This is a genomic window from Reyranella sp., from assembly GCF_965229815.1.
Lineage (GTDB): Bacteria > Pseudomonadota > Alphaproteobacteria > Reyranellales > Reyranellaceae > Reyranella.
In genome coordinates, this window is sequence record NZ_CBDDJN010000006.1 from 782,946 (window position 1) to 807,443 (window position 24,498).

The 24,498-nt window shown below is 68.2% G+C and carries 23 protein-coding genes and 2 tRNA genes; 14 read left to right on the forward strand and 11 right to left on the reverse strand.

Going from position 1 to position 24,498, the window contains the following annotated elements:
* Positions 1–23 precede the first annotated feature (23 nt).
* Both ACO073_RS15165 and ACO073_RS15170 read right to left on the reverse strand, forming a co-directional pair.
* Positions 24–3,125 carry an efflux RND transporter permease subunit gene (locus ACO073_RS15165; protein ID WP_421998416.1) on the reverse strand — a complete coding sequence of 1,034 codons (3,102 nt, stop codon included), beginning with the start codon at positions 3,123–3,125 and terminating at the stop codon, positions 24–26.
* A 24-nt stretch (positions 3,126–3,149) separates the two neighbouring features.
* Positions 3,150–4,280 (reverse strand): efflux RND transporter periplasmic adaptor subunit, encoded by a 1,131-nt coding sequence (locus ACO073_RS15170; RefSeq protein WP_421998417.1) that lies wholly within the window; start codon positions 4,278–4,280, stop codon positions 3,150–3,152.
* A 133-nt stretch (positions 4,281–4,413) separates the two neighbouring features.
* On the opposite strand from ACO073_RS15170, the gene ACO073_RS15175 reads away from it, so the two are divergent.
* Complete coding sequence (locus ACO073_RS15175; protein WP_421998418.1) at positions 4,414–5,085, forward strand: TetR/AcrR family transcriptional regulator; 672 nt, start codon at positions 4,414–4,416, stop codon at positions 5,083–5,085.
* Between the two features lie 10 nt (positions 5,086–5,095).
* Here the strand turns inward: ACO073_RS15175 and ACO073_RS15180 are convergent, their stop codons facing one another.
* From ACO073_RS15180 to ACO073_RS15190, 3 genes are read right to left on the reverse strand one after another with little or no spacing between them, the layout of a single operon-like run.
* Positions 5,096–5,899, reverse strand: coding sequence for a phytanoyl-CoA dioxygenase family protein (locus ACO073_RS15180; RefSeq protein WP_421998419.1), 804 nt, complete (start codon positions 5,897–5,899; stop codon positions 5,096–5,098).
* Positions 5,896–6,198, reverse strand: a complete 303-nt coding sequence (locus tag ACO073_RS15185) for a putative quinol monooxygenase (protein WP_421998420.1) — start codon at positions 6,196–6,198, stop codon at positions 5,896–5,898. Before ACO073_RS15185 ends, ACO073_RS15180 begins: the two co-directional genes overlap by 4 nt.
* Before the next feature lie 21 nt (positions 6,199–6,219).
* Entirely contained in the window at positions 6,220–7,905 is a 1,686-nt protein-coding gene (locus tag ACO073_RS15190) for an N-acyl-D-amino-acid deacylase family protein (protein WP_421998421.1), read from the reverse strand.
* Between the two features lie 57 nt (positions 7,906–7,962).
* Between ACO073_RS15190 and ACO073_RS15195 the strand changes: the two genes are divergently transcribed.
* Entirely contained in the window at positions 7,963–9,030 is a 1,068-nt protein-coding gene (locus ACO073_RS15195) for a tartrate dehydrogenase (protein WP_421998422.1), read from the forward strand.
* Between the two features lie 38 nt (positions 9,031–9,068).
* Positions 9,069–10,052, forward strand: coding sequence for a Bug family tripartite tricarboxylate transporter substrate binding protein (locus ACO073_RS15200; RefSeq protein WP_421998424.1), 984 nt, complete (start codon positions 9,069–9,071; stop codon positions 10,050–10,052).
* Between the two features lie 103 nt (positions 10,053–10,155).
* Here the strand turns inward: ACO073_RS15200 and ACO073_RS15205 are convergent, their stop codons facing one another.
* Positions 10,156–10,602 carry a hypothetical protein gene (locus ACO073_RS15205; protein ID WP_421998425.1) on the reverse strand — a complete coding sequence of 149 codons (447 nt, stop codon included), beginning with the start codon at positions 10,600–10,602 and terminating at the stop codon, positions 10,156–10,158.
* Positions 10,603–10,697: 95 nt separating this feature from the next.
* Positions 10,698–11,747: an alkaline phosphatase D family protein gene (locus ACO073_RS15210; RefSeq protein WP_421998427.1), complete on the reverse strand. Its 1,050-nt coding sequence runs from the start codon at positions 11,745–11,747 to the stop codon at positions 10,698–10,700.
* 45 nt (positions 11,748–11,792) lie between these two features.
* Here ACO073_RS15210 and ACO073_RS15215 point away from each other — a divergent pair, with 45 nt between their 5' ends.
* Both ACO073_RS15215 and ACO073_RS15220 read left to right on the forward strand, forming a co-directional pair.
* Positions 11,793–12,302 carry a hypothetical protein gene (locus tag ACO073_RS15215; protein WP_421998428.1) on the forward strand — a complete coding sequence of 170 codons (510 nt, stop codon included), beginning with the start codon at positions 11,793–11,795 and terminating at the stop codon, positions 12,300–12,302.
* Between the two features lie 8 nt (positions 12,303–12,310).
* Positions 12,311–13,150, forward strand: a complete 840-nt coding sequence (locus ACO073_RS15220; RefSeq protein ID WP_421998429.1) for a TauD/TfdA dioxygenase family protein — start codon at positions 12,311–12,313, stop codon at positions 13,148–13,150.
* Between the two features lie 53 nt (positions 13,151–13,203).
* Here the strand turns inward: ACO073_RS15220 and ACO073_RS15225 are convergent, their stop codons facing one another.
* From ACO073_RS15225 to ACO073_RS15240, 4 genes are all read right to left on the reverse strand, one after another.
* On the reverse strand, positions 13,204–14,397 hold the full coding sequence (locus tag ACO073_RS15225; RefSeq protein ID WP_421998431.1) for a CaiB/BaiF CoA transferase family protein: 1,194 nt from the start codon (positions 14,395–14,397) through the stop codon (positions 13,204–13,206).
* A complete protein-coding gene (locus tag ACO073_RS15230) occupies positions 14,394–15,251 on the reverse strand; it encodes a protein dehydratase (protein ID WP_421998432.1) in 858 nt (285 codons plus the stop codon). The genes ACO073_RS15225 and ACO073_RS15230 overlap by 4 nt, the downstream gene beginning before the upstream one ends.
* A 118-nt stretch (positions 15,252–15,369) precedes the next feature.
* A complete protein-coding gene (glnA, locus tag ACO073_RS15235) occupies positions 15,370–16,776 on the reverse strand; it encodes a type I glutamate--ammonia ligase (RefSeq protein WP_421998433.1) in 1,407 nt (468 codons plus the stop codon).
* Between the two features lie 55 nt (positions 16,777–16,831).
* Positions 16,832–17,170 (reverse strand): P-II family nitrogen regulator, encoded by a 339-nt coding sequence (locus ACO073_RS15240; RefSeq protein ID WP_421998434.1) that lies wholly within the window; start codon positions 17,168–17,170, stop codon positions 16,832–16,834.
* 197 nt (positions 17,171–17,367) lie between these two features.
* Between ACO073_RS15240 and ACO073_RS15245 the strand changes: the two genes are divergently transcribed.
* The 9 genes from ACO073_RS15245 to tig all read left to right on the forward strand — a co-directional run bounded on the left by ACO073_RS15245 (position 17,368) and on the right by tig (position 24,449).
* Positions 17,368–18,531 carry an aminotransferase gene (locus ACO073_RS15245; RefSeq protein ID WP_421998435.1) on the forward strand — a complete coding sequence of 388 codons (1,164 nt, stop codon included), beginning with the start codon at positions 17,368–17,370 and terminating at the stop codon, positions 18,529–18,531.
* A gap of 224 nt (positions 18,532–18,755) precedes the next feature.
* The gene (locus ACO073_RS15250) at positions 18,756–19,340 is read left to right on the forward strand and encodes a TetR/AcrR family transcriptional regulator (RefSeq protein WP_421998436.1); all 585 of its coding nucleotides are present in this window, start codon (positions 18,756–18,758) and stop codon (positions 19,338–19,340) included.
* 2 nt (positions 19,341–19,342) lie between these two features.
* A complete protein-coding gene (locus ACO073_RS15255; protein WP_421998437.1) occupies positions 19,343–19,978 on the forward strand; it encodes a TetR/AcrR family transcriptional regulator in 636 nt (211 codons plus the stop codon).
* A complete protein-coding gene (locus tag ACO073_RS15260) occupies positions 19,975–20,625 on the forward strand; it encodes a TetR/AcrR family transcriptional regulator (RefSeq protein ID WP_421998438.1) in 651 nt (216 codons plus the stop codon). The genes ACO073_RS15255 and ACO073_RS15260 overlap by 4 nt, the downstream gene beginning before the upstream one ends.
* A 29-nt stretch (positions 20,626–20,654) precedes the next feature.
* On the forward strand, positions 20,655–21,242 hold the full coding sequence (locus ACO073_RS15265) for a TetR/AcrR family transcriptional regulator (protein ID WP_421998439.1): 588 nt from the start codon (positions 20,655–20,657) through the stop codon (positions 21,240–21,242).
* Between the two features lie 54 nt (positions 21,243–21,296).
* Positions 21,297–21,373 (forward strand) — tRNA-His (locus tag ACO073_RS15270).
* Positions 21,374–21,387: 14 nt separating this feature from the next.
* Positions 21,388–22,899 carry an NAD(P)H-hydrate dehydratase gene (locus ACO073_RS15275; protein WP_421998441.1) on the forward strand — a complete coding sequence of 504 codons (1,512 nt, stop codon included), beginning with the start codon at positions 21,388–21,390 and terminating at the stop codon, positions 22,897–22,899.
* Positions 22,900–22,987: 88 nt separating this feature from the next.
* Positions 22,988–23,072 (forward strand) — tRNA-Leu (locus tag ACO073_RS15280).
* A gap of 21 nt (positions 23,073–23,093) precedes the next feature.
* Complete coding sequence (tig, locus tag ACO073_RS15285) at positions 23,094–24,449, forward strand: trigger factor (protein WP_421998442.1); 1,356 nt, start codon at positions 23,094–23,096, stop codon at positions 24,447–24,449.
* Positions 24,450–24,498: the final 49 nt, after the last annotated feature.

Sequence of the window (24,498 nt, forward strand, 5' to 3'; positions counted from 1 at the left end):
CAGCAGGATGCTGCGGCCCATCGCTACTCCGCCGCGAGGGCCAGCGGCGGGGGCGCCGGCACGGCGACCGGCACGGGCTCCGCGGCCGGCCGCTTGACCCGGAACCAGGCGGCGTAGAGCGCCGGCAGGAAAAGCAGGGTCAGGGCGGTCGCCACAAGCAGGCCGCCCATCAGGGCGACGGCCATCGGACCCCAGAAGACGCTGCGCGACAGCGGGATCATGGCGAAGATCGCCGTTCCCGCCGTGAGCAGGATGGGACGGGCTCGGCGCACGGTGGCGTCGACCACGGCGTCCCAGGCGGCATGGCCGGCGGCGATGTCCTGGTCGATCTGGTCCACCAGGATGACCGAGTTGCGCATGATCATGCCGGCCAGCGCGATCACGCCCAGCAACGAGACGAAGCCGAACGGCTGGTTGAACAGCAGGAGGAAGAGCGAGACGCCGATCAGGCCGAGCGGGGCGGTCAGCACGACCAGCGCCAGCTTGGAGAAGCTCTGGAGCTGCAACATCAGGAACAGCATCATCAGGAAGGCCATGACCGGCATCATCTTGAAGATGGAGCCCTGGCTCTTGGCGCTCTCCTCCTTGTCGCCGCCGACCTCGATCCGATAGCCGGCCGGAAGGTTGTCGCGCACCGGCTTCAGCGCCGTGTCGATTCGGGCGGCGACGTCGGGACCCTGCACGCCGTCGACCACGCCGGCACGGACCGTCATCAGGAGGTCCTTGTTGCGCCGCCACAGGATCGGCTCCTCGAGCTCGAAACGCAGCGTCGCGAGCTGGGCGAGGGAGACCACGCCGCCGTTGGCGGTCCGCAGGTTGATCGCCTCCAGCCCCTCGACGCTCAGCCGCTCGTCGGGCACGGCGCGGGCCACCACGTCGATCGTCTCGGTGCCCTCGCGGTACTGGGTCACGGTCACGCCGGACAGCAGGGTCTGCAGCGTGTTGCCCAGCAGCTGCGAATCGACGCCGAGCGCGCGCGCCTTGTTCTGGTCGACCTCGAGGCGCACGGTCTTGGCCAGCTCGTTCCAGTCGAAGTTGATGTCGCGGGTCGCGGGATCGGCCTTGAAGACCTGGCGGACCTGTTCGGCCACGGCGCGGACCTGCTGCGGGTCCTCGCCCAGCACGCGGAACATGACGGGGTAGCTCACCGGCGGGCCGTTCTGCAGGCGCTGGACACGGGCGCGCACCGCCTCGAAGTCGGTGGCGAACAGCCGGTCGAGCGCCGCCACGACGCGCTCGCGGGCCTCGAGGTCGCGCGTCATGACGATGACCTGGCCGAAGTTGGCGTTGGCCAGCTCGGGCACGGTCGGCAGGTAGAAGCGCGGGCTGCCGGCGCCGACATACGAGGTGTAGAAGGCGACGTCGGGATCGCGGGCCAGCCAGGATTCGAGGTGCTTCACCTCCTTGTTGGTCGCCGCCCACGAGGCGCCCTGGGCCAGCCGCAGGTCGACGATCAGCTCCGGCCGGTTGGCTGTCGGGAAGAACTGCTTCTGCACGAAGGTGAAGGCGCCCATCGCGCCGACGAAGGCGAGCGCCGTGATGGCGATCGTGGTCTTGCGCCAGGTCACGCACCAGACGACCAGCCGACGGAAGGCGCGATAGAGGCGGCCGCTGTACGGGTCGTGGTGCTGGACCTTGGGGGTCGGCAGCAGGTGGTAACCCATCCACGGCGTGAACAGCACGGCCACGAACCACGAGATGATCAGCGACAGGCCGACCACCCAGAAGATCGAGTTGGTGTACTCGCCGGCGCTTGAGCGGGCGAAGCCGACCGGCACGAAGCCGACGGCGGTGACCAGCGTGCCGGTCAGCATCGGGAAGGCGGTCGAGGTATAGGCGTAGGTGGCCGCTTCCATCCGGCTCGCGCCCTGTTCCAGCTTCACCATCATCATCTCGACGGCGATGATCGCGTCGTCGACCAGCAGGCCGAGGGCGATGATCAGGGCGCCGAGCGAGATGCGCTGGAAGTCGATGCCCAGCAGCAGCATGCCGACGAAGGTGATGGCGAGCACGAGCGGCACCGACATTGCCACGATCACGCCGGTGCGCACGCCCAGGCTGATGAAGGAGACGACCAGGACGATGGCCAGCGCTTCGACCAGGGCGGAGATGAATTCCTCGAACGACTTGGCCACGACTTCGGGCTGGTTGGCGACGCGGTGCACGGTGATGCCGACCGGCAGGTCCTTCTCGACCTCGGCCATGGCGGCATCGAGGGCCTTGCCCAGGGTCTCGACGTTGCCGCCGGGCGCCATGACGACGCCGAGGCCGATCACGGGCTTGCCGTTGAAGCGCATCGCGAGCCGCCGCGGGTCCTGGTAGCCGCGCTTGATCTCGGCGACATCGGACAGAGCGAGGTTGCGGCCGTTGGCGCTGAACGGAAGGCTCGCCAGGTCCTCGGCGGAGGCGGGCGCGCCGTCGACGCGCACCGCGACGCGCTCGCCCTTGGTCTCGACCGTGCCGGCGGCGACGATCGCGTTCTGGCGGCGGATGACGTCGAGGATCTGGTCGACCGGGATGCCGAGCATCGCCAGCCGCGCGTGGCTGAACTCGATGTAGATCTTCTCGTCCTGGAGGCCGAGCAGGTCGGCCTTGGTGACGTCGGGCACGCGCAGCAGGCGCTGGCGGACGTCCTTCACAATCTCCTTCACGTCGGCCGGCGAGAATCCGTCGGCCTCAAAGGCCCAGATCATGCTGTAGGTGTCGCCGTACTCGTCGTTGAAGAACGGGCCCACCACGCCCTGGGGCAGGGATCCCTTGATGTCGCCGACCTTCTTGCGCACCTGGTACCAGAGGTCCTGCACCTTGCCCGGCGGAGTGTCGTCGCGCAGCGAGACGTAGATCACGGTCTCGCCCGGCTTGGTGTAGCTCGTGACGTTGTAGAAGTAGGGCAGCTCCTGCAGCTTGGTCTCGATCTTGTCGGTGACCTGCTGCTCGACCTCGCGCGAGGTGGCGCCGGGCCACGAGGCCGACACGACCATCTGCTTGATGGTGAAGGGCGGGTCCTCGGCACGGCCCAGGCTGAAGAAGGCGTAGGCGCCCGCAGCGACCAGCGCGATCATGAAGAAGACCGTGAGCGTGCTGTGCCGCAGCGCCAGTGCCGACAGGTTGGTGCGCGTGGTCATGGCTTCATCCCCCGCGGGAAAGCGTCAGCGTGCGGCCTGCAGTTGCTGCCGGACCGGCTTCACGGTCTGGCCCGGCTCGAGCTTGTGGACGCCGGCCGTGGCGATGAGCTCGCCGTTCTTGACGCCCGCTTCGATCGCGGCGGTGTCGTTGCGCCACCGGGCGATCGTCACCGGGCGCAGCGAAACCCTGCCGCTGTCGCCATCGACGACCCACACGGCAGGCTGCGTGCCGTTCTGGAAGATCGCCGACAGCGGCACCTCGGCAACGGTCTTCGCATCGGGCCGCTCGAGAGCGAGCGTGGCCGTCATGCCGAGGCCGATGAACTCCGGCGGCTGCATGACGCTGAAGCGCGCGGGATAGGTGCGGGTCACCGGATCGGCGCTGGGCGAGAGCTCGCGCAGCCTGGCGGCATGGGCATGGCCGGGATCGGACCACAGCTCGAAGCTCGCCTGCCGGGCCTCGCGAACGGCCTTCAGCCGGTGCTCCGGCACGCCGACCAGAATCTCGAGCTCATCAGTGCGCGCGACCCGGGCCACGCCCTGTCCCTGCGCCATGACCTGGCCGATCTCGGCCAGCACCGCGGTGACCACGCCAGCTGCGTCGGCACGCAGCTCCGTGTAGGCAAGGTTGTTCTCCGCCGAGGCGAGCTGGCTCTTCGCCTGCTCGACCCGGGCCTGCGCCGTGGCGGCCAGCGACTGGCGCTGGTCGAGCGTCTGGGGAACGAAGGCTGCGCTGCCGCGCAGGTTGAGATAACGGTCGTAGTCGGCCTTGGCGCGCACATGGTCGGCCTCGGCCGAGGTGAGCGCCGCCCGGGCATTGTCGACGGCCAGGCGATAGTCGGCGGGATCGAGCTCGGCGATCAGGTCGCCCGGCTTCACCGTGGTCCCGACGTCGACCGAGCGGGCGACGATCTTGCCGGCGACGCGGAAACCCAGCGTGCTCTCGATGCGGGGGACGACGGTGCCCGCGAGGACGAGGTCGCGGGTCTGGCGGAGATAGGCGATTTCGACGACGCGGGCCGGGCGGACCACAGGCTCGCTCGCCCCGGCGCGTGCCGCCTCGGGTTTCAGATGCGTGACGGTGGCAAAGGCCGCGGCGGCCGTCGCACCGGCGACCAGCACGAGGGCGACAATCTTGAAGGGAACCTTGCCCAAGCGCTCAGCGTACGGGACACGCATGGCTTACCGTCCTTCCAGGGCATACAATGTCCAGGTGTCTGAACGACGTTAACTGAACGTTGATAACTTATCGTCGTTCAGTTAAGAGTCAAGGGGAAGGAGACAGTTTTTGGCCGGGTTCTCGTCAGTTCCTGCCAGCAGCCGCAAGCGTCGGGGCGAGGGCCATACGCGCCGGGAGGAGATCCTCCAGGCCGCGAAGGAGCTGTTCCTGGACGAAGGCTACGATTCGACGACGATCCGCAAGATCGCCGACCGGGTCGGCATCTCGGCCCCCGCCCTGTACCTCTACTTCAGGGACAAGGAAGCGCTGATGCTGGCGCTCTGCGACCAGGCGTTCGGTCACCTGCTGGCCGCGATCGACGAGATCGAAAAATCGGTTCCCCACCCCCTGGACCGCGTCTATCGCTTCGGCGAGGCCTATGCCCGCTTCGGCCTGTCCCATCCGGACGAGTACCGTCTCGTCTTCCTGGGCGCCAACATGCCCGAGTCGCTGCGCAAGATCGGGCACAAGGCGCCGACCGACGATCCGACCCAGCCGGGCGTCGGCGGAGCGCTGGTCTTCAAGCGCCTCGTGGCCTTCCTCGGGGAGGCGCAGGGCGCCGGTGTCCGGCTGCTCTATCCGCCCGAGACCTGCGCCGAACTGTGCTGGATGGGCATGCACGGGCTGGTCTCGGCCTTGATCATGAAGCCCGAGTTCCCCTGGTCGGACCGCGACGTCCTGATCAAGGGCATGCTCGACATCCATCTCAAGGGAATCGTCGAGGCTCCCGGCCGGTCCTAGCTTGCCCCGGCTAGCCCGCCGGCCAGGCCCGCGGGAACAGCTCGCAGGTCATGGGCGCGCCGGGCGGAAGGTCCGGCTGGTAGGGAAACTGGAACGTCCCCGGCCGCGGGTCGTAGCGCGCGTCGTCGCCGGTGTAGCGCAGCGACAGGCCGCGCCGCCGGGCGCCCGGCGTGTCGTTGCCCGGCGCGCCGTGGACGATCATCGCGTGGAAGACGAGGCAGTCGCCCGGCGCCATCGCCCACCAGCGGAGATCGTAGCGGCCGCGATCGGCGTCGATGTCAGGGATCGCCGCCAGCTCGCTCGACGTGAACTTGATCTCGTGCCCCCTGCGGAACGGCGTGGGCCGGTAGCTCACGCCCCAGCGGTGAGAGCCGGCCACGAACTCGACGGCACCGTTGCTGCGGTCGATCGCATCGAGCGCGATCCACACCGAGGTCACCTGCCAGCCCTTCACCGGCCAGTAGGGCTGGTCCTGGTGCCATGGCGTGGGATGGGCGGTGCCGGGCTCCTTGACGAAGAGCTGGTCGTAGAAGAAGTCGGACGCGGCCGAGCCCATCAGCCGCGCCGCGATCGCCGCCGCCGGCGAGGCGAGGGCGGCCGCGCGGAATTCGGGGTCGTGCCGCCACATGAACATGTCGCCGAAGAACCGGCCGCCGCTGCTGCCCTCGGCGAAGTTGGTGGCATGCGGGCCCGGCGTGGCGAGATCGCGCTCGACCGCGTCACGCAAGCGCCCGACCCAGGACGGGTCGAACGCCTGCCGCAGGCAGACGACACCGTCGCGCTCGTAGGCGGCGACGTCGGCGTCGGAGATCAAGCGTTCTGCAGGACGTGGACGGCGCGGTCGGCCAGCAGGTCCTTGTTCTTGGCCGCATAGGCCTTCATGTGCTCGGACGCGCCATGGGCCTTGAGATGGTCCATGCTCTCCCACTTCTCGACGACGACGAAGGTGTCGGGGCCGAACTTGGCGAAGGGCCCGCCGTCGATGTCGACCGTGGCGCCGTACTCGATGCAGCCCTTCTCGGCGTGCACGGCCGGCACGTTCGCCTTGAAGTTCTTCAGCACCTCGTCGCGCTTGCCGGGCTTGGCCGTGATGATGGCGATGACGTGGATCATGATGTTTCCTCCTGGATCGGGTTAGGCGGCGCGGCCGTGGCGGAGCAAGCGACCGGGCAGCCGGTCGTTGGCCGCGACCGCGTCCTTGCCGTCGCGACGGACCAGCGTGCCGTTTACGATGACGGCGTCGATGCCGCTCGCTTCGGACACGAGGCGATCGGCCCCGGCCGGCAGGTCGAAGACCCGCTTCAACGGGCCGGGCGCCACGGTTGCCGGGTCGAACACGACGATGTCGGCTGGCCGGCCCTCGGCCAGCAGGCCGCGGTCGGTGATGCCGAACATCTCGGCCGGCCGCTGGGTGAGTTGGTGGACGGCCTGCTCGAGGGTGAGCGTCTTCTTCTCCCGCACCCAGTGGCCGAGCAGGTGGGTCGAGTAGCAGGCGTCGCAGAGCTGGCTGGCATGGGCGCCGGCGTCCGACAGGGCGATGATCGTGTTGGGATCTGTGATGAGCTCGGCGACTTCCTGCTCGTCGAAGTTCATCACGGCCATGCGGAAGCGCGCCTGCAGGTCATTGGCCAGCGCAAGGTCGAGGGCGAGGTCGACCGGGTCCTTGCCGAGGCGGGCCGCGGCGGCGGCGAGCGGCTGCTCCTCCAGCTCGCGGGCTGACGGCGCCCAGGCGATGACGACCCGGTCCCACCAGTTGCGGAAGAGGGGCGTCACCTCGCTGCGCAGCTTCTCGCGCCAGGCGGGATCGGCATAGGCGCGGCGCCGCGTGCCGGGCTCCTTGGCGTCGGCGACGGCGAGCTCGTTCATGAACTTCATGACGTCGAAGATGAACGGCTCGGCAAAGGTGAATTCGAAGTTGAGCGGCCGGCAGCTCACCTGCGGGATGACGATGGCGCCCGAGCGGCGCTGCTCGGCGGCGAGGTCGAGCTGCTTGCGATGGCCGCCCGGCCCATAGAGGTGGGAGAGCAGGGCGGTCCAGGTGACCGGCACGCCGTACTTGCGGCTGACCTCGGCCATGTGGCGGGTCGAGAAGTCGCGGCCGATCGTGATCTGCATCAGGCCGCGCTTCAGCTCGCCCATGACGGAGACCAGCGCGTCCATCTCCTCGACGGTGGCCTGGCGGCTCGGCACAGGCTTGCCGGCATAGCCGTTGTGGCTGACCGACACCGAGGTGCCGAAGCCGATCGCGCCGGCGTCCATCGCCTCGCGCACCAGCTTCTTCATGGTGCCAACCTCGTCTTGCGTCGCGGCCCGCTCGGTCGATTCCTCGCCCATGACGTAGAGGCGCAGCGGCGTATGGCCGAACAGGGCGGCGACGTTGATGGCCGAGCCCTGCCTTTCGAGCGCGTCGAGATACTGCGGGAAGGTCTCGAACGGCCAGGCCGTGCCGAGGCCCGCTTCCAGGGCCTCGAGGCTCATGCCCTCGACCTTCTCCAGCGTCTGCATGATCAGCTTGCGATGGGCGGCCCGCGTGGGGGCGACGCCGAAGCCGCAATTGCCGATCACCGTCGTGGTGACGCCGTGCCACGGCGAGATGCTCAACATCCGGTCCCAGAGGATCTGGGCGTCGTAATGGGTATGGACGTCGACGAAGCCCGGCGACACGGCCTTGCCCGTGGCGTCGATGGTCGACGTGGCCGGGCCCTCCGCCTTGCCGAGGGCGACGATCCTGCCGTCCTTGACGCCGACATCGCCCACGAAACCCGGCTTCCCGGATCCGTCGACGATCGTTCCTCCCGTGATCTTGAGATCGTAGCTCATGGTTTGCTCCTGAACTTGCGTCCAGTATACGTCCAACGGCGCCGCAGGAGGAAACGCATGGCCAAGCATAAGATCGCGCTCATTCCGGGGGACGGAATCGGCAAGGAAGTCCTGCCGGAGGGTGTTCGCGTGCTGGAAGCAGCCGCGCGCCGGTTCAACTTCGAGCTCGAGTTCACCGACTTCGACTGGTCGTGCGATCGCCTGCTGCAGAGCGGCAAGATGATGCCGGACGACGGCATGGAGCAGCTCAAGGCCTTCGAGAGCATCTTCCTGGGCGCCGTCGGCTGGCCGGGCGTGCCCGACCACGTGTCGCTGTGGGGCCTGCTGATCCCGATCCGTCGTGACTTCGACGAGTACGTGAACCTGCGGCCCGTCCGCCTGTTCGAGGGCGTGCCGTCGCCGCTCGCCAACCGCAAGCCGGGCGAGATCGACTTCTGGGTGGTGCGCGAGAACACCGAGGGCGAGTACAGCCAGCTCGGCGGCCGCATGTTCCAGGGCACCGAGAACGAGATGGCGGTGCAGGAGGCGGTGTTCACTCGCAAGGGCGTCGACCGGGTGCTGAAGTTTGCCTTCGAGTTCGCCAGCAAGACGAAGAAGAAGCACGTCACCTCGGCCACCAAGTCCAACGGCATCATCCACACGATGCCGTTCTGGGACGAGCGCTTCGCCGAGATGAAGAAGAACTATCCCGGCATCAAGGCGGACCAGTACCATATCGACATCCTGACCGCGCACTTCGTCCGCAATCCCGACTGGTTCGACGTCGTGGTCGGCTCCAACCTGTTCGGCGACATCCTGTCGGACCTCGGCCCGGCCCTGACCGGCTCGATCGGCGTCGCGCCCTCGGGCAACATCAACCCGGAGCGCAAGTATCCGTCGATGTTCGAGCCGGTCCACGGCTCGGCTCCCGACATCGCCGGCAAGGGGATCGCCAACCCGATCGGCCAGATCTGGTCGGGCGCCATGATGGTCCGCCATCTGGGCTACCCGGAGGCTGCCGAGGCCATCGAGCGGGCCATCGCGGCCTCGCTGGTGGAGGGGGGACCCCGGACCCGCGACCTCGGCGGCAACGGCGACACGAAGACGGTCGGCTCGGCCATTGCGGAGCTCGTAAAGACCGTGTAGCTCCCCGCCCCGGTTGAATTGTTTCAAAGGGGTTTCACATGAAAAGACGCGCACTTCTCGGTGCGGTCACAGCCTCGGGCCTGGCGGCTCTTCCGTTCGCCGCCCGGGCCCAGGCATATCCTTCCAAGCCGATCACGGTCATCGTGCCCTTCGCGGCCGGTGGCCCGACCGACGCGCTGGCCCGCATCCTGTGCCAGCGCATGGGCGAGGCGCTCGGCCAGCAGATGATCGTCGAGAATGTCGGCGGCGCCGGCGGTACGATCGGCGTCAACAAGGCGGCCAAGGCGGCACCGGACGGGTACACGCTGGCGTTCACCCACATGGGCACGCTGGCCGTCAACATCGCGCTCTACAAGTCGCTGCCCTACGACAGCCAGAAGGACTTCGAGCCGGTCGGCATGGGCGGCACGAACCCGATGGTCCTGGTGGTCAAGAAGGACCTGCCGGCCAAGACCTTCGCCGAGTTCGTGGACTACGTGAAAGCCAACCAGAAGAAGGCGCAGTACGGGATGGCCGGCATCGGCGCGGCCTCGCACCTGGGCGGCCTGATGCTGAACAGCATGATGAAGGTCGACGTGCTGGAGATTCCCTACAAGGGCACGGGACCGGCGCTGAACGACCTCGTTTCCGGCCAGTTCGACTACATGGTCGATCAGGCGGTGAACGTCCTGCCGCAGATCAAGAGCGGCAATGTCCGCGCGCTGGGCGTCTCGACGCTGAAGCGCCTGCCGCAGCTTCCCGACGTTCCGACGATCGACGAGGCGGGTCTGAAGGGCTACGAGGTCACGATCTGGAACGGCTTCTTCGCGCCCAAGGGCACGCCGAAGGACGCCATTGCCAAGGTCAACCAGGCCCTGGTCACGGCGCTGTCCGACGAGAAGGTGAAAGTTCGCCTCACCGAGCTCGCGGTCGATCTGCCGAGCGCCCAGGAAGCCTCGCCGGAGGCCCTGCGCGCCCAGCTCAAGGCCTCCATCGACAAGTGGGTGCCGGCCGTGAAGGCCGCCGGCGTGAAGCCGGAGTAGCTCCGTCCTCGAACATGGAGCCGGTGCGGCATGCTGCCGTCCGGCGAAGGCAGGGCCGCCCGTTGGGCGGCCCTGTTCGTTTCAGAGGGAGGCGTGACCTAGACTAATCCTGCTGGGTGGACGGGGCGCCGCCCGGGGCCTGGCCCCGCATGCCGTCCTGCATTCGGCCGGGCGCCTGTCCCTGGCGCTGCTCGTGGGCCTGGCCGGGCCGCGGATCCTGACGTCGGGTCTGGCTGTTCTGGCCGTCCCCGCGGGGCGCCTGGGCCTGGTCGTGGTGGCGATGACGGGACCGGCCCGAGCCGTCGGCCTGGCCGCGATCGCCGCGCATCATTCCGTCGCCGTTCCGGTCGGTACGGTGCGGAGCTTTCGGCGGGCCGCGGCGTCCGTCGGTATCGCCGGGAGACTGGGCCCTGGGAGACGACGGCGCGTCGCTGTCGATGCCGCGGCTCTTGTCGGCAGGAGTGGCGTCGCGAGACTGCGCGATGGCTGGTGCGGCGGAGAGGGCGACGGCGGCAAGCGGCAGGAGGAGGAAACCCTTTACACGAAGCATGCACACCCATGGGGGCTGGATCGGCCAGTCACGTGCTGGCGTTGCCGAGCTTACGGCCGCGCCACGGCGGCCATCCCTTGGCGCATGTGCGACGTTTAGGCGGGCAGGCCGAGTTCGCCGAAGCTCACGGTGGCGGAGCGACAGACCGCGCCGCTCTCCTCGCGCAGCGCCACCGTGACGCTGCGTCCCGTCCAGTCGATGTCGATCGCGCCGAAATTGGGTGCCGCATAGAGCTCGCCCAGCCGGTTGGGGCCGGGCTCGCGCGCCGCGGCAAACGACTTGTTCAGGCCGCTGGACGTCACCTCGTAGAGCGGAGGCATGCCGGGCGGCGCCTCGCGGTAGAGCGCGCCGATATGGCGGTCGCCGCTCAGCAGCAGCACGCCCCTGGCGCCGCTGTCGCGAATCGTGGCGATCAGCTTCTCGCGCTCCAGCGGGAAGTTGCCCCAGCGCTCCCAGCCATGGCCCTCGGCCAGGACCTGGATGCTCGACACCAGCAGGCGCAGCTCGGCCGGCTGGCGCAGCGCCTCGGCCAGCCAGGTCCATTGCGTCGCGCCCAGCATCGTCTTGGCCGGATCGGGATCGGGCAGGTAGCGCTCCTTGCCGGGAGCGTTGCGCCGGTCGGTCGGCCGCAGCGGCGAGCGGAACCAGCGCGTGTCGAGAATGATGATCTGGACGCGCTGGCCGGCCGGACCGCGAAGCCAGGACTCGTACAGCCCCTCGCGTCGCCGCCGCATGTCGTCGGCCGGCACCTTCCAGAAATCGAGGAACAGGTCCTTGGCGAGCGCCTTGTGGGGAAAGTCGGCGCCGCCGTCGTTGGCGCCGTAGTCGTGATCGTCCCAGATTGCCAGATGCTCGACGCCGGCGCGCAGGCGCGCATAGCCCGCCACCTCGTCGGCCCGGGCGTAGGCACGCCTCAGGTTGGCGGCGTCGGGCGCCCGGAAGTCGCCGTAGACATTGTCGCCGGCAAAGATGAAAAGCTCTGGCCGATAGGCGAGGATGGCGTCCCAGATCGGCTGCGGCTGGTCCTGGTCGGCGCACGAGCCGAAGGCGATGCGCGACAGGCCGCGCGGGCCCTGGGCGACGAGCGGGGCCGGCGCCAGGGCGGCGGCGGTCATGATCTGGGCAAGGGTACGGCGACGGAACATGGCGGTCACTCAAAAGCCAGTATTGCAGCCTTATTTGGCAGGATCGTGAAGCAGCATCTCAAGCGCATCCTGCAGCTCCTCCTCATTCCGGTCGCTGCGGCGATCGTCTTCATCGAGGACACGCTGCTCCACTACCTGGGCCTCGCCATGGCGAGGCTCGCGGTCTGGCCGCCGGTGGCGCGGCTGGAGCGCTGGCTGCGGGGCCTGCCGCCGTGGGCGGCACTGGTCGCGTTCGTAACGCCCTCGCTGCTCGTGGTGCCCATCAAGCTCTCGGCCGTGTGGTTCGCGCTGCATCATCACTTCGCGCTTTCGGCCGCCAGCATCATCCTGGGCAAGATGCTGGCGACGGCTCTGGTCGCGCGCCTCTACCAGGTTCTGCGGCCGACCCTCGTCACCATTCCCTGGTACCTGCGCGCCGAGACTCGGCTGTTCGCCTGGCGGGACCGGCTCTATGCGTTCATGCGCGCCCTGCCGGCCTGGCAGCAAGCGACGACGATGGTGCGCCGCTTCCGTGCGTGGATGCGGGACATGGTGTTCGGCACGTCGGCGCGATAGGCTCGGCCATGCCCGAGATCGTTCCCTGCAAAGGTCCCCTCGGCGCCCGCATCGAGGGGCTCGAGCGCTGCCGGGCAGGGGAGCCCGAGATGGCGGCGCTGCTCAACAGGGCACTGGCCGAGCACCTCCTGGTCGTCGTTCCCGGCGAGCGCATGGCGCCCGCGGATACCCTGGCCTTCGCCCGTGCCTTCGGTACGCCGCGCACGCAGCTTCTGCGCTACAAGCGCAACGGCGACGTGCCCGAGGTCTCGATCATGGTGTCGACCCTGATGGCCGACGGATCCACCGACAAGACGGCGATCCGCGCCGAGGACTGGCACACCGACGATTCATATTTCGCGGTGCCTGCCAAGGCGACCCTACTGCACGGCATCGAGATCCCGAGCCGCGGCGGCTCGACCTGGTTCTGCAACATGCACTCGGCCTACGACGCGCTGCCGGAGGCGATGCGCCGGCGGATCGACGGGATGCGGGCCATTCACGGCTACGATACGCCGCGCGCGCGCAACCGGCCGTCGGCGCGCACGGCCCAGGAGATCGCCGAGACGCCGGACGTCGAGCATCCGCTGGTCCGGACCCATCCCGAGACCGGCCGCAAGGCGCTCTACCTCAACCCCAACCGGCTGGACCGCATCGTCGGCCTGGAGCGGGCCGAGAGCGACGCGCTGCTCGATGCGCTCACCGACGAGGCGCGCAGGCCCGAGCACCATTTCGGGCATGTCTGGCAGGCGGGCGACATCGTGATCTGGGACAACCGCGCCACGATGCACCGGGTCGTGATCGACTACCCGGAAGGCGAGCCGCGCGTCATGCAGCGTGTCCTGATCGAGGGCGAGAAGCCGGTCTGACAGCGGCCCCCAGAGCGTGAAAGGTCCCTAGCGCAGCGAGGGACCCTTCCACTTCAGCGGACGGCGCCGGCAGCGCGCATGGCGGCGATCTCGGCCGCCGAATAGCCGGCCTCGCCGAGGACCGCGTCGGTGTGCTCGCCGAGCGTCGGGGCATGGCTCGTCGTCTCGCGGCCGCCGCCCGAGAAGGTGTTGGCCGGGCGGCTGCGGCGGATGCGGCCTTCGCTCGGATGCTCCTCGGCGCGGAAGAAGTCGACGTCGGCGAGATGCGGGTCGGTCAGCAGGTCGTCGATCGAGTTGTAGCGGGCCGCCGGCACGTCCAGCCGGTCGAAGATCTCGAGCCACTCGTCCGTCGTCTTCTGCGCCAGCCCGTCCTTGCGGACCTCGAAATAGGCGGCGGCATTGGCGGTGCGGACCGCGGGGCTGTCGAAGCGCGGGTCGGTCTTGAGCTCGGGCCGGCCGATCGCGTCGAAGAAGGCGAAGGCCTGGAGATTGGTGTTCGGCCCGACGGTGATGTAGCCGTCGCGGGTCGGCAGGGGCCGGTAGTCCGGGCTGAGCAGGCGATTGTCGCCGCTCGGACCGACCGGGGGATCGAAGGTCATGGCGCCGAGATGCTCGCTCGAGACGAACGAGGCCATGTTCTCCAGCATCGGCACGTCGATCGCCTCGCCCTTGCCGGTCTTCTCGCGCCGGAAGAGGGCAAAGCCGATCGCCTGCGCGGCGATCAGGCCCGTCGTATGGTCGCTCATCACCATGGGCACGAAGCGCGGCTCGCCGGTGGCGCGGGCGAGCGTGCCCGCGACGCCCGAGAGGCTCTGCACGATGGGATCGTAGGCGGGGCGGTTGTAGTACCGGCCGCCGCGGCCGAAGGCGAGGATGGAGCAGTGGATGAGGCGCGGGTTGCGCGGGGCCAGGCTCGCATGGTCTAGGCCGGCGCGGGCCAGCGCCTCGGGCCGGACGTTGCTCACGAACACGTCGGCCCGCTCGATCAGGCGGTGCATCGCCGCCAGGGCATCGGGCTTCTTGAGGTCCAGCACGATCGAGCGCTTGTTGCGGTTGAAGTTGATGAACTTGCCCGACATGCCGGGATGGCGGCTGCCCTGCGCCATGGTGCGCAGAAGGTCGCCGCCCGGCGCTTCGACCTTGATCACGTCGGCGCCGTAGTCGGCGAGGGTGCGGGTGCAGATCGGACCGACGACGACGGTCGTTAGGTCGACGACCCGCACGCCGTCGAGCGGACCGCCGCTCACGCCGCGAACTCCAGGTCCATCTCGCCGCACAGCACGCCATTGCGGTCGGCCGCCCAGATCTTCAGGCGGCCGTCCTTCTGGCCCTCGCCGCGGACCTCGATGCGCTCGCCGACCCACAGCGGATGGACGAGGCGCGCGGTGAAGCCGGCCAGGCGGCCGCTGGCGTGCTTCAGCGCCGCGTCGACCATCAGGTGCATCGACAGGCCGCCGTTGGAGACCAGCGCCGGATAGCCTTCCTCGCTGCGCGTGTAGTCGCCGTCGTAGTGGATGCGATGGGCGTTCCAGGTCATCGCCGAGTAGCGGAAGTTGAGCGCGTTGGTCAGCTCGGTGGTCTCGCTCCAGGCATGGTCGGTGCGCGCCTGCGTCGGCACCGTCGCCGTCGTCTTCTGGCCGGGCGGGACGGCGGGCCGGTAAATGGCGTCGAACTCGTCGACGGCGATCGTCTTGCCGGCCTGCTCGATCGTGTGGCGCATGGTGAGCACGAAGATGTCGCCCGAGCGCCCGGTCTTGGGGACGATGTCGGCCACCTCCGCCTTCTTCACGGCCGGTTCGCCGGCCCGCAGGCTGCCCATGACCTTGACGCGCCGGCCGGCGCCCATGCGGCGCGGCATCGGGATCGGCGGCAGCACGACGCCCTTCTTGGCGTGGCCGTCGGGACCGATCTCGCTCTGGCGCACGGTCTCGGCGAAGAACAGGCCGAACCAGTGCGGGGGCAGCGCGCTTCCGGTCGTGAAGGCGGCGGGATCCATGTCGAAGGTGCCGGCCGCGCGGCGCACCGCCATCAGCCCGACATCGTCCTCGACCGTGCGGACGCGACCGATCCACGGCCGCAGGTCCTTCATTGCCTCGTCCATCCAACCCGTCATTGCGCTTCTTCTCCCGTGCTCGGCGGAGCGGAGAGTTGCATGCGCATCCGAAAAGAAGAAGGGCCCGCTTTCGCAGGCCCTTCCATGGATCGAAATGTCGGCGCGATCAGATCGAGTAGTACATCTTGTACTCGACCGGCGCGGGCTGGTGCTCCCAGTTGTAGACCTCTTCCCACTTGAGCTCCATGTAGGCGTCGATCTGGTCGTCGGTGAACACGCCGCCCTTGGTGAGGAAGCTGCGGTCGCCGTCGAGGGCGTTCAGCGCCTCGCGCAGCGAGCCGGCCACGGTCGGGACCTTGGTCAGCTCTTCCGGTGGTAGGTCGTACAGGTTCTTGTCCATCGGGTCGCCCGGATGGATCTTGTTCTGGATGCCGTCGATGCCGGCCATCAGCATCGCCGCGAAGGCGAGGTAGGGATTGGCCGACGGGTCGGGGAAGCGGACCTCGACGCGCTTGCCCTTGGGCGAGGACGCGTAGGGGATACGGCACGAGGCCGAGCGGTTGCGCGAGGAGTAGGCGAGCAGCACCGGCGCCTCGAAGCCCGGAATGACACGCTTGTAGGAGTTGGTGCTGGCGTTGCAGAAGGCGTTCAGCGCCTTGGCGTGCTTGATGATGCCGCCGATGTAGTACAGCGCCGTCTCCGACAGGTCGGCATAGCCCGAGCCCGCGAACAGCGGCTTGTTGTCCTTCCAGATCGACTGGTGGGTGTGCATGCCCGAGCCGTTGTCGCCATAGAGCGGCTTCGGCATGAAGGTCAGCGACTTGCCGTAGCTGTGGGCCACGTTGTGCAGCGTGTACTTGTACTTCTGCACGTTGTCGGCGGTCTTGACGAGCGTGTCGAAGCGGAAGCCGAGCTCGTTCTGTGCCGGCGCCACCTCGTGGTGGTGGATTTCCATCACCAGGCCCATGTCGGTGCAGACCGACATCATCTCGGCGCGCAGGTCGTTCATCGAATCGACCGGCGGGACGGGGAAGTAGCCGCCCTTGACGCCCGGCCGGTGGGCCATGTTGCCGCCCTCGAACTCGACGCCGCTGTTCCACGGCGATTCGCTCGAGGTGATCTTGTAGAAGCTGCCGCCCATCTGGACGTCGAAGCGCACGTCATCGAACACGAAGAACTCGAGCTCGGGACCGAACACCGCCGTGTCGCCCACGCCCGAAGACTTCAGGAAGGCCTCGGCGCGCTTGGCCGTGGAACGCGGGCAACGGGCATAGAGCTGCCCGGTCGAGGGCTCGACGACGTCGCAGTTGACGATCAGGGTCGTCTGGGCGGCGAAGGGATCGAGCACGGCGGTCGAGGGATCGGGCATCAGGATCATGTCCGACTCGTTGATCGCCTTCCAGCCGGCGATCGACGAGCCGTCGAACATCACGCCGTCCGAGAACGTGCCCTCATCGGTGGCCGACCCCATCCGGGCTGTATGCTGCCACTTGCCGCGCGGATCGGTGAAGCGGAAATCGACGAACTTGACGTCCTTTTCCTTCATCAGCGCGATGACTTGTTTGGCATCCATATGTCGTGTGTCCCTTTCTGTGGTCACGTCGGCCTCTACCCCCAGAGGCGTGGTCTCATACGGCGGCGTCTCCGCGCTCGCCAGTACGAATTCGGATGGCATCGTCGATTCCCGACACGAAGATCTTGCCGTCGCCGATGCGCCCTGTGTGCGCCGATGCGCGGATCGCCTCGACCGCCTTCTCGACCATCTCGTCCTCGATCACGAGTTCGATCTTAACCTTGGGCAGGAAATCCACGACGTACTCGGCGCCGCGATAGAGCTCCGTATGGCCCTTCTGGCGTCCGAACCCCTTGGCCTCGAGCACCGTGATGCCCTTGAGGCCGATCTGGTTCAGCGCATCCTTCACCTCGTCGAGCTTGAAGGGCTTGATGATCGCTTCGATCTTCTTCATTGGCTTGGCAGACCCCGCAGACAGACGCCGGTGCTGCCGAATGGGGCAGCCCGCTAGCACTGGAACAGCAGACTTCGTGCCAAAGTTTTCTACAGCGCCTGACGGCTAATTCGGACGTCGACTGACTGCACATTGGGCGAGATGAGCAAATACAGGGCAAATATCTGCCCATTTTTTGGACGCGAGAGATGAACGGGATGAAGCCGGCGAATACCCTGATGTCGGGCCTTGGAACGACGGTCTTCGAAGTGATGTCGGCGTTGGCGCGCGAGCACCAGTCGGTCAACCTGGGGCAGGGCTTTCCCGATGATAGGGGGCCACAGGCGGTGCGGCAGGCAGCCGCCGACTTCCTGATGACCGGCCACAACCAGTATCCCCCCATGATGGGCCTGCCTGAGCTGCGCCAGGCCGTGGCCGAGCATGCACGACGCTTCCAGGGGCTCGACATCGACTGGCAGGCCGAGGTGCTGGTGACTTCCGGCGCCACGGAGGCGCTGGCCGACTGCCTGTTCGGGCTGATCGAGCCCGGCGACGAGGTGGTACTGATCGAGCCGCTGTACGATTCCTACCTGCCGATCGTGCGCCGGGCTGGCGGCATCCCGCGCCTGGTCCGGCTCGAGCCGCCGACCTGGCGTCTGCCGCGCGAGGAGCTTGCGGCCGCCTTCGGTCCGCGCACCAAGCTCATCCTGTTCAACACGCCGATGAACCCCTGCTCGAAAGTGTTCGACGAGGAGGAGCTCGCCTTCATCGCCGGCCTCTGCCGGGAGCACGATGTCTTCGCCGTCTGCGACGAGGTCTATGAGCACATCATCTTCGACGATCGCCGGCACCTCTCGATCATGGCGCTGCCCGGGATGCGCGAGCGAAGCATCCGCATCGGCTCGGCCGGCAAGAGCTTCAGTCTGACCGGATGGAAGGTGGGCTACGTCACGGCCGCGCCCGACCTCATGAAGCCGATCGCCCGGACCCATCAGTTCATGACGTTCACCACGCCGCCCAACCTCCAGTGGGGGGCCGCGACCGGGCTCCGCCTCGACGACGGCTACTTCTCTACTCTTGCCACGGACATGCAGCGCAAACGCGACCGACTCGCAGGCGCGCTGTCGACCATCGGCTTCGATGTCCTGCCCACGCACGGCACCTATTTCGTCACCACCGATTTCCGGCCACTGGGATTCAATGGAACGGACGAGGAGTTTTGCCATCACATGACGGTGAAGGCGGGCGTGACGGCCGTTCCGGTCAGCGCGTTCTATGACGATGCCGGCAAGGCGCCGCGCAATTTCGTGCGATTTTGCTTCTGCAAGAACGATGAGACGCTCGACGAGGCTATCAACCGTCTAAGGGATAAACTAAAATAGAATCAATTAGTTATAAAATTTCTCTGAACAATTGATCGAGATGTACTCAATAAATTCGCAGCGGGGATCGCAGTATTTGCATGGACGTAACTGCACCACTGTTGCTAATATGAAATTGCATTGACAGGGCTCGAGCCCGTAGGGTTTCGACGCCACTTGGGATTGGGGATCAATTTTTGGCTACCGGGACGTCCGCGCATCCGCCGAGGATCGACGGCCGCCGCTTGCGCAGCGAGCGGACAAAGCAGCTGATCATCGAGGCCTATCTGGCCCTCCTGCGCGAAAATCCCGGGATCCAGATGCCGACGGCGGCCCGGATCGCGGAGCGGGCGGGCTATTCCGTGCGCTCGATCTTCGAGCGCTTCCCCGACCTCAACAAGCTTCGCGCCGCGGCGGCGGACTACCAGCTCGCGCATGCCGCCGCGCTGGCGCCGCCGCGCAACGTCGATGGCGATCGGTCACTTCGCATCAGGTCGCAGGTGGAGACGCGGGCAGGGACCTGCGAGCGCGGCATCGCCCTGTGGCGCGTCCTCATGATGAGCGTCGACCAGGACGAGGAGCTCAAGCCGCGCGTGCGCGTGGCACGAGAACGCACCATCGAGCGCATGGAGATCATGTACCGGCCGGAGCTCTCGACGATGTCCCCGCGCGAGCGCAGGCACCTGCTGATCGCCCTCGAAGCCATCACAGACATCGAGAGCTGGGCACGCATGCGCGAGCTTCACGGGCTCACCATCGAGGAGGCCTCCGCCGTCTGGGTGCGGGCCATCGATCGCCTGCTGCCTCCGACACCATCCGCGACCCCATAGCCATGGAAATGCCGCCCCCAGCTTCTCCCGTCCATGGCGACGGACGGCGTCGACGCAGCGAGCGTACGCGCCAGACGATCATCGAGGCCTTTCTCTCGCTGCTGCGCGAGCGGGCCGACATTCCCACGGCCGCCCAGATCGCGTCGCGGGCCGGCATATCGACCCGATCCGTGTTCGAGCGGTTCGACGACCTGCAGACGCTCGCCATCGCCGCCGTCGACCATGCGTTCGCGCAGGGCGAGTCCCTGGCGATCGCCCGCAACGTCGACGGCCAGCGTCACGAGCGCATCCGCACGCATGTCGAGACGCGGGCGCAGACCTGCGAGCGCTGGCTGCCGCTGTGGCGTGTGGCGGTGGCCAACCAGGCACGCCTGGACGAGCTCCAGATCCGGCTGCGCTTCATGCGTCAGGTCGTGATCCGGCGCATCGAGCTCATGTACGCCCCCGAGCTGACGAGCGTCGGCGAAATGCATCGACAGGACCTTCTGATCGGCATCGATGCCCTGATCGACTTCGAGAGCTGGGGGCGGCTGCGGGAGTTCTACGGTTTCTCGGTCGAGGACGGCGTCGGCCTGTGGATCCGCACCATCGATCGCATGCTGCCGCCGACGCCTGTCGCCTCGGCGGTGCAGCCATGAACGGCAACGACTCATCGGTCCAGCGGCCGCGCACGGTACCGTCGGTGCGCATCGACGGCCGCCGGCTGCGCAGCGAGCGGACGAAGCAGCTCATCATCGAGGCCTACCTGGCGCTGGCCTACGAGAAGTCGCCGCAAGTGCCGACGGCGGCCGAGATCGCCCAGCGCGCCGGCTATTCCGTGCGCTCCGTCTTCGAGCGCTTCCCCGATATCCACGCGCTGCAGGTGGCGGCGGCCGACTATGCCCTGGTGCAGGTCGCGGCGCTCGCACCGGCGCGGGACCATGACGGGGACCGCCAGACGAGGATCAAGACCCAGATCGGCACGCGCGCGCGCACCTGCGAGCGCTGGCTGCCCCTGTGGCGCTCGCTGATCGTGAACCAGGGGGATTCCCCGGAGCTGAAGCAGCGGATCCTGCTGTCGCGCGAGCGTGCCGTGGCGCGTCTCGAGCTGATGTATGCGCCCGAGCTCGCGACCCTCTCGGCGCAGGAACGCCGCGACGTGCTGATCGTCCTCGAGGCGCTGACCGACGTCGACAGCTGGGCGCGCATGCGGGAGTTCTTCGGCCTGTCCTTCGAGGAGGCATGCGAGGCGTGGGAGCGGGCGACCGACCGGCTGCTGCCGCCGACGAGAGGCGAGGGCGCTTGAGCGTCCTGGAGGAACCGGCGGACGTCCGCATGGACGGCCGCCGACTGCGCAGCGCCCGGACCAAGCAGCGCATCGTCGAGGCCTACATCGCGCTCCTCCGGGAGAATCCGAGGATCCCCACGGCCGCGCAGGTGGCCGAGAAGGCCGGTTATTCCGTGAGGTCGGTCTTCGAACGATTTCCCGATCTCCATTCGTTGCGGCTGGCGGCGACGGATCATGCGTTCGCGCAAGGCGTGGCACAGTCTGCCGCCCTGGATTTCGAGGGCGATCGGGAGACCCGGATTCGCAACCACGTCCGGGGGCGCTCCGCGATCTGCGAGCACTGGCTGCCTCTCTGGCGGGCGGTGATCGTGAACCAGCGCGATTCCGCACCGCTCCAGTCTCGGGTCATGCTGATGCGGCAGGCGATCCTGAAGCGCATCGAGCTGTCCTATGTCGCCGAACTGTCGACCCTCGATGCCGTCGATCGCCGGGCGACGCTGATCGCCATCGACGCGCTGATCGACTTCGAGAGCTGGTCGCGCATGCGGTCGTTCTCGGGCCTGTCCGTCGAGGAGGCCCAGGAGGTCTGGATCGCCGCCATCGACCGGCTCCTCCCGCCCACCCCGATTTCTTGACGCTGCCGCGCCGCGAGCGTAGGAAAGCGCCGCTTCGCGGGAGCGACCACGGTGGCGGCCGTAGCTCAGTTGGTTAGAGCGCCAGATTGTGATTCTGGATGTCGCCGGTTCAAGTCCGGTCGGCCGCCCCAGTCGGTCGCCCGTCGTGGCTCCTGAGCCGCCGCCGCGCGACCTCGCTTCGCGCGACGACCTCGTTCTCCTGACCTGTGCCGAGATGGCCAAGGCCGACGCCGCCGCGATCGCGGGCGGCGTGCCGGGCACGACCCTCATGGAGGCGGCGGGCCGCGCCGTCGCCGAGACCGTCATGGCGCACCACGCGCCGCGGCGCGCGGCCGTGCTGTGCGGGCCGGGCAACAACGGCGGCGACGGGTTCGTCGCCGCCCGCTACCTCCAGGCCGCCGGCTGGTCGGTGCGCCTCGGCCTGCTCGGGGAGCCGTCGGCGCTGAAGGGCGATGCCGCCTGGGCGGCGCGGGGCTGGAAAGGGAAGGTCGAGCCGCTGTCCCCGGCGCTGCTGGAGGGACACCCGCTGGTGGTCGATGCGCTGTTCGGCGCCGGGCTCACGCGGCCGATCGACGGGCCGGCGGGAGAGGTGATCGACCGCGTCAATGCGCAGGGCCTGACGGTGATCGCCGTCGACGTGCCGAGCGGCCTGCACGGCGACACCGGCGAGATACTGGGGCGCGCGCCGCTCGCCGCCCAGACCGTGACCTTTTTTCGCGGCAAGCCGGGCCACCATTCGCTCGAGGGGCTCCGCCATTGCGGCCGGCTGACGGTCGCCGACATCGGCATTCCGCCCCGCGTGCTGGACACCATCCGGCCGCTTCTGTGGCTGAACGCCCCGGCCCTCTGGCGCGGCGGGCTCGGCCATCGCGATCCGGCCGACCACAAGTACGTCCGCGGACATGCCACGATCCTGGGCGGGGCGGTGGCTACCGGCGCCGCGCGCCTGGCGGCGCTGGCCGCCCGGCGGACCGGCGCGGGCCTCGTCACAATCGCGACGCCGCGATCGGTCCTGCCGGTCTACCAGGCGGCCGAGCCGGGCAATCTGGTGGTCGACTGCGACGATGCCGCCGCCTTCGGCGGGATGATGGCCGATTCCCGTCGCAACGCGATGCTGATCGGGCCGGGATCGGGCCTCGTCGAGCGCACCGAGGGGGCCGCGCGGGCCGCCCTGGCCACGGGCCGGGCGGTCGTGCTCGATGCCGATGCCATCACCCTGCTGGCCCGGGCGCCGGCGTCGCTGTTCGAGGCGATTCACGGGCCGGTCCTGCTGACGCCCCACGAGGGCGAGTTCCGCCGGCTCTTCCCCGACCTGGCCGAGATGCCCGGCAAGGTCGAGCGCACGCGCGCCGCCGCGCGGCGCAGCGGCGCCACCGTGCTGCTGAAGGGCGCCGACACGGTGATCGCCGCGCCCGACGGGCGCGCCGTGATCAACGTCCATGCCTCGCCGGCCCTGGCGACGGCCGGCGCCGGCGACGTGCTGGCCGGCATCGCCACCGGCCTGCTGGCCCGGCATCTCACGCCGATCGCGGCCGCGGCCGCGGCCGCGTGGCTGCACGGCGAATGCGCGCTGGGCTTCGGCAAGCCCGGACTGGTGGCCGAGGATCTTATCGGGCGTTTGCCCGAGGCGCTGGCGGCCGCGATGGCCGCGAATTGACCGTCCCGCGCGCGCGGGCTAGGAAGCCCGCGATTCGGCCCTGCGGCATGGCCCGAAAGCCCTCGCTGGTTGCGGGCGGGAGTCTCGGGCGGGCGTGGTGGAATTGGTAGACACGCGAGATTTAGGTTCTCGTGCCGCAAGGCGTGGGGGTTCAAGTCCCTCCGCCCGCACCAGACGGAAATGGAAGTGAAGCGATGCAAGTGACGGAACTGTCGGCCGAAGGGCTGAAGCGGCAATTCAAGATCGTGGTCCCGGCCGGCGAGCTCAGTGCCAAGGTCGATGCGCGGCTGGCCGAGTTGGCGCAGACGGCGCAGATGCCCGGCTTCCGCCCCGGCAAGGTGCCGGTCGGCCTGCTGAAGAAGCAGTACGGCCAGGCGCTGTTCGGCGAGGCGCTCGAGCAGGCGGTCAATACCAGCACCAGCAAGGCGATCGAGGATCGCGGCCTGCGGATCGCCATGCAGCCGCGCGTCGACCTGAAGCAGCTCGAGGAAGGCAAGGACGTCGAGTTCGAGGTCGCCGTCGAGGTGATGCCGGAGATCGGCAAGCTCGACTTCTCGGAGCTCAAGCTCGAGCGGCTGAAGGCCACCGTTCCGGACAAGGATGTCGACGAGGCGATCGATCGCATCGCCAAGGCGAATCGCGAGCAGCAGCCCGTCGATCCGCCGCGTCCGGCGCGCAAGGACGACGCGATCCGCCTGGATTTCGTGGGCTCGGTCGACGGCACGGAGTTCCCCGGCGGCGCGGCGCAGGACTACACGCTCGAGCTCGGCTCGGGTGCGTTCATTCCCGGCTTCGAGGATCAGCTGATCGGGGCCGAGGTCGGCCAGACGATCGACGTGAAGGTGACGTTCCCGGCCGATTACGGCAACGCCGAGCTCGCCGGCAAGGACGCCGTCTTCAAGTGCACGATCAAGGAGATTCGTGAGCTTGTTGACCAGCCGATCGACGATTCGCTGGCGAAGAAGAGCAATTTCGAGACCCTCGAGGCCATGCGCAAGGCCGTGGCCGACAGGATCGGGCAGGATTACGCCCAGGTCTCGCGCTCGATGATCAAGCGCCAGCTGCTCGACAAGCTCGCCGACGAGCACAAGTTCGCGGTGCCGGAGGGCCTGGTCGACGGCGAGTTCGAGGCGATCTGGCAGCGCATCGAGGAGGCCAAGAAGGCCGGCGAGAAGGTCGAGGACGACGAAGAGAAGATGCGCAAGGAGTATCGCGAGATCGCCGAGCGCCGCGTGCGGCTCGGGCTGCTTCTCGCCGAGGTCGGGCGCTCCAACTCGATCGACGTCACGCCCGAGGAGCTGAACCAGGCCGTCATGCGCGAGGCGATGCGCTATCCCGGCCAGGAGCGCCAGGTGCTGGAGTTCTACGGAAAGAACGCCGAGTTGAAGGAGCGCCTGCGCGCGCCGATCTTCGAGGAGAAGACCGTCGACTTCATCCTCGAGCTGGCCAGGGTCGAGGAGAAGGCGGTTACCCCGGAGGAACTCCTCAAGGCGGCACGCGAGGCCGAGGAGACCGAAGAGTCCAAGGACCAGGAACCGGCGGCGAACTGATCCGGCGGGCGGGCTTGAACCGTACCGCCGGTATTGCCACTTTTACAGG